General features: G+C 68.7%; 6 protein-coding genes. All 6 read right to left on the bottom strand.

Annotated features, from left to right (window positions below):
* A partial coding sequence (locus AB4Y86_RS11830; RefSeq protein WP_441402420.1) for a GntR family transcriptional regulator occupies positions 1-232 on the bottom strand: 232 nt, incomplete at its 3' end.
* Positions 233-241: 9 nt separating this feature from the next.
* Positions 242-1,297 carry a 2-hydroxyacid dehydrogenase gene (locus tag AB4Y86_RS11825; protein ID WP_441402419.1) on the bottom strand — a complete coding sequence of 352 codons (1,056 nt, stop codon included), beginning with the start codon at positions 1,295-1,297 and terminating at the stop codon, positions 242-244.
* Positions 1,294-2,376: an MFS transporter gene (locus tag AB4Y86_RS11820; protein ID WP_441402421.1), complete on the bottom strand. Its 1,083-nt coding sequence runs from the start codon at positions 2,374-2,376 to the stop codon at positions 1,294-1,296. Before AB4Y86_RS11820 ends, AB4Y86_RS11825 begins: the two co-directional genes overlap by 4 nt.
* Positions 2,377-2,388: 12 nt before the next feature.
* On the bottom strand, positions 2,389-2,622 hold the full coding sequence (locus AB4Y86_RS11815) for a hypothetical protein (RefSeq protein WP_441402418.1): 234 nt from the start codon (positions 2,620-2,622) through the stop codon (positions 2,389-2,391).
* Positions 2,623-2,772: 150 nt separating this feature from the next.
* The gene (locus AB4Y86_RS11810; RefSeq protein ID WP_441402417.1) at positions 2,773-3,648 is read right to left on the bottom strand and encodes an NAD(P)-dependent oxidoreductase; all 876 of its coding nucleotides are present in this window, start codon (positions 3,646-3,648) and stop codon (positions 2,773-2,775) included.
* A gap of 4 nt (positions 3,649-3,652) precedes the next feature.
* Positions 3,653-5,095, bottom strand: a 1,443-nt coding sequence (locus AB4Y86_RS11805; protein WP_441402416.1) for a four-carbon acid sugar kinase family protein, incomplete at its 5' end; no start/stop codon positions are given.

Raw genomic sequence — 5,095 nt, 5'->3', positions numbered from 1 at the left:
CCCGGTAGCCGCGCAGGGCGGTCCGGAGCACCATGCCGGTGGATTCGAGCCGGGCGAGCGCTTCCCTGACGGGTGTGGGCGACACGTCCAGTTCCCGGGCCATCCCGTCGATGCTGACAGGGGTGCCGGCTTCGAGTCGGCCGTCCATCAGCGCGATCAGCAGGGCTTCGTAGACGTGGTCGGCGAGGACCTGCCTGCTGACGCCGCGGGGGGCCGATTCCTTGATTGCCATAGTGAAATCCTATAGCCGCCCGGCCTTGACCGGCGTCCCGGCCCCGGCGGCGCCAGGGGCAGCGGCCGCCTGGGCCTCCGGATTGAGCAGGTGGCGCGGCCGGCGGCCCGCCGCAACATCCAGGATGGCTTCAATGGCACTGGCTGAGACGTCGCGGGTGAAATCCGCGGTCCAGCACAGCGAGTGCGGTGAGAGCACCACGTTTTCCATTCGGAGGAGCTCATCGTCGGCCGCCAGCGGCTCAGGTTCGAAAACGTCGAGGCCTGCCCCTGCGATCCGCTGGCGGCGCAGGGCGGTGCGCAACGCGTCCGTGTCCACCAGCCTGCCTCTGCCGATGTTGACCAGGAATGCCGACGGCTTCATCAGCTCCAGTTCCCGCTGGCCGATCAGCCTCTCAGTCTCAGGCGTCAGGGCTGCACACAACACCACATAGTCGGACGCGGCCAACAGCTCCTCGAGACTGACCAGTGTCACACCGAGCCCGTCCGCCTCGGGATGGCGGCCACTGCGGTTGTTGCCGAGCAGCGTCAGTCCAAGCGGGGCCGCCATTCGGGCCAGTTCTGTCCCTACACTGCCGAACCCGACGATGCCCAGCGTGGCGCCGTCGATAGACGAGCCGCGGTACCGTTCCCGGTCCCCCCAGCTGGAGGAGCGGGTCAGCCTGTCCTTAGCTAGGAGCTGGTGCGCCAGGGCAAGAACCAGGGTGAGGCCGGCGGCGGCGAGCGGTTTGCGGACGGCCGTCGGCGTGTTCGTGACCAGGACGCCGGCCCGTGTGCAGGCTGCCAGGTCGATTGTGTCGTAGCCGGCACCGAACCGGRCCACCAGTTTCAGCTGCGGCGCGGCGACCAGCGTCTCCTCGCCGAAGTGGATGTGGCCGAGCGACAGCACGGCGTCCACCCCTTCGAGGTGCTGGGCAGGGATCGGATCTTCATAGGCCGGCAATACCTGCCACTGGACGCCCGCCTCCGTCAGCCGTTCGAGGCCGAGATCGCCGTGGATTGATGTGCCATCCGGCCGGACGGCGTCTGCGGTGATGGCGACCCGGAACGGTGCCTGCTGGCTCATGCTGTGACTACCTCCGACCCGCGCTCCGCGCCGATCGGCCGGCGCACCAGCCCGATGTACGCGAAAGCGGCCAATGCCGCGATGATGCCGCCCAGGACGAAGGAAGGCGTGTAGGAGCCGGTAGCGTCGGCGATCATTCCTGCGACCAGCGGGGAGAAGGCGCCGCCGAAGTAGCCGCCGAAGTTCATGATGGCGCCCAGTGAGGCGACCTGTTTGGTGTCAACTATGTCCCCGGGCATGGCCCACGCAGCGGAGGTCATGGTGGCAATGCAGCCCATCGCAACGCTCAAGACCACCATGGAGAGGGTGAGGTCACTGATGAAGGGAACGAGGCAGACCAGCGCACCGGACGCGATTGAGGCGGCCACCATGACATGGCGCTTGGCGGCCAGGGGGCTGGTGCCGGGGCGACGGGCGTACCGGGTGATGATGTAGCCACCGACCAGCCCCATGACCGCCGCCACGAGGTACGGGACCGCTGCGATGAACCCGGTGTTGGCGATGCTCACGCCTCGCGCCTGCTGCAGGTACAGCGGCAGGAACACGATGAACAGGTTCCAGATCCAGATGACGCAGAAGAACCCGGCCATCAGCCCCCAGGTCTGGCGGTGCTTGAACAGGGCAAACCAGGAAATTTTCGCGGCCGGCGCAGCCGAGTCGGCACGGTCCCGCCGGATGAGCTCGAATTCTTCCGCGGAGAGCCTCCGGTGTTCTTCGGGCGAGCGGTAGAACAGGAAGAAGCCAACGGACAGCACGAGCCCGATGACGCCGAGGAAAACGAAGATGGCCTGCCAGCCGAAGCCGAGCAGGATCGCGGTGAGGATGGGCGGCGCTATGGCGGGTCCCCACTTGGAGCCGCTGTCCCAGACAGCGGTAGCCTGCGCCCGCTCTGCCCTGGGAAACCACTCCGCGGTGACCTTGGCCGACGCCGGGCTGTTGGGCGCCTCGGTGATGCCGAGCAGGGCCCGGAAGGTGATGAACTGCCACATCTTGCTACCCAGGGCCATGAGGGCGGTCGACACACTCCACAGCGCGATGGCGAGGAAGTACATCCGCCTCGCACCGAGCTTGTCGATCAGCCACCCGGCCGGCTACTGGCTGAAGGCGTAGACCCAGGAAAACACCGTACCCAGCAAACCGATGTCTGTCTTGGTGAGCGCGAGCTGCTTGATCATTTCCGGCGCCGCGATGGCGATGGCGCTTCGGTCCATGTAGTTGACGATGCCGGCCAGCAGCGCCCAGCCAAGAATCCACCAGCGCAGATTCTTGATGGCCTTGCGGACACCCGATTCGTGCGGCCTTGATTGAACGGTTTCTGCTACCACAACACACCCCTTTGTGTTCTTGGACGGGGCACGTCATCGTTGGTGGTGCCCGCTAATCGAAGACCCTATAGGATCTACGGAAAGTCGCAAAGGGTTGTTGTCAGATTTTTTTGCATCGTTTTGCTGGACCGGCAGCGGTTCAAGCAGTGGCTACCGGTGCCCGCGCAGCACCTCGATTACCGAGGAGTCGTCGCGCCGGCCCAGGCCCGCGCGCCGGCCGCTGAGGTAAAGCTGTTCGGCCGCGGACGCGAGCGGCGCCGGGTAGGTACTCTCCCGCGCCGCGTCGACCACCAGGCCCATGTCCTTGACGAAAATGTCCAGGGCGCTGCGCACCTCGGTGTTCTCCGGGTCCACCATGCGGGATCCCCGGTCATCGAACATGAACGACGCCGCCGCGCCGGAACGCAGCACCTCCCAGGTCTGCTTGGGGTCCAGGCCGAGGGCTTCGGCAAAAGCGAGAGCCTCCCCCGCCGCAGCAATGTGCACACCGCAGAGCAGCTGGTTGACCAGCTTGACCTTCTGCCCGTCGCCAACATCCGTTCCCACCACCGGCGCGGAACTGGCCATCGCATCCAGCAGCGGCCGGACCGCCGCCAGGGCCCGCTCGGAGCCGCTGACCATCATGAGCAGGTCGCCGGCGGCGGCCCGTTTGGTGCCGCCGGAGACCGGCGCGTCGACCAGTTCGACGTCGAACGCGGCCAGCCGCTGCGCCAACGACACCACGGCGGCCGGGCCGACGGTGGCCATCAGCAGGACCACGGTCCCCGGCCGGAGTGCGGCGGCGAGCTGGTCGGCCCCGAACAGCACGGCGTCGGCCTGCGCCGGCGTCGCGACCATCAGGGCGACGACGTCAGCCTCCGCCACCGCTTCCTTTGCCGTGGCCGCCGGCGTGAGACCGGGGACGGCCAGTGACTTCGCCCTGCCCTCCGCCACGTCAAAGGCCGCCACCTCGTGCCCGGCTCCGGCGAGGACAACCGCCATCGGTCCGCCCATAGCGCCCAGCCCGATCCATCCAACCTTGCTCATACTGTTACTTCCTTTCCTGGGACAGCGGACGTGGGCCGCCGCGGAACAGTTCAATGGTGTCGGCGAGTGCGTTTTCGTCGCCGACGTTGCCGGCGAAGACGACGTACGGCATGCCCTGCACGCCGGGCGCGGCTTCGTCGGGGCGCAGCACCGAGACCATGCCGGGGAACAGCTGGCCCAGCACGGTGGCACGCCGGATTCCGAGGCCGCGGACGGCGACGTCGTGGGAGGTGATGCCGCCCTTGGCGATGACCCAAGCGGGCCTGGCCGCGAGCGCGGCCTGCACGACCTCGATCAGCGCGGCGGAGACGCTGCGGGCGATCTCGAGGCTCGCGGCCGCGTCAGCGCCCTTGAGCAGCGACCGTGAGGTGTAGAGCAGGACGTCGGCGCCGGCGAGGGCGCTGACCACCTTGGCCGCCGTGTCGGCGATGTGCGCGCCGCGGGTGGCCGTGTTGACCAGGTCGGTCACGGACAGTTCGATCTCGGTGACGCCGCCGCGCGCCTGCGCCGCGGCAACCTGGCGTGCCGTCTGGCCCACGTGGGAACCGACGACGGCGAGGCCGTGGCCGGCGGGGCGGCCGGCGGGCCAGATGTCCTTTGCCTGCAGGGTCGGCTGGGGGTCCAGCCCCGCGAGGGCCCGGACAAAGGACGGTCCGGTGCGGTGCAAGAAGAGCTTGCCTTCACGCTGGACCTGCTGCAGGCCGAGCACCACAATTTCCAGGTCGGCAAACTCGGTGGCGTTGACGACCACGAGCTGCAGGTCGCTGGCCGCGCGCAGGATGTCCGCGACCCTGTCCTCGCCGCCGGCGCGGATGTCTTCAAGACCGATGCTGAGCACCTGCCCGGGGGTGACGGCGCCGCCGCTTTTCTCCGCGACGAAGTCCTTGAGGTCCGATGACGTGTACCCGAAGGTGGCGTCCTTGGCGAACTCGGTTTCGCCGGCCGGGACGGCTTCGCCGCCCACCATGGCCCAGTGCACGTCACCGGCGGTGAAGCGCCCGGCTTCGAAGTAGGACGGGACGAGCAGCACGCCGTCGAAGCCGCGCCCGGTGACTTCGCGCCGGACGGCGTCAAGGGTGCGGATCTCGGCCATCACGTGGCCGCGGAGCGTTGAGTCGCTGCGGCTGACCAGGTCCAGGGGTGCACCCAGCCGCTCCTCAAGCTCGAAGAGGGCCCGCCCGGCTGCCTGGTTGAGGGCGACGGCGTCGGCCTCGTCGAGGCTGCGGGTGTTGGTCAGGATGAAGCAGGTCGACGCCGGCTCGGCGAGGGCCGCGGCGTACTCGCCGGCCTCAAGCACAGTGACGACGGAGACGCCGTGCACGGACTGCGACCCGGTCGGGTCGTCGTCGAGCACCGCGGTCCGGCGCCCGGTGGCGGCCCGGTAGTCGCGGATCCGCTGCCGCGCGTCGGCGAGCCGGACCGGCTCCGGGGCGGCCGGCACGCCGGG

The sequence above is a fragment of the Arthrobacter sp. 2YAF22_2 genome (assembly GCF_052114645.1).
Lineage (GTDB): Bacteria > Actinomycetota > Actinomycetes > Actinomycetales > Micrococcaceae > Arthrobacter.
Note: the sequence above shows the minus strand (reverse complement) of the source record. Positions and strands in the feature narration are given on the sequence as shown.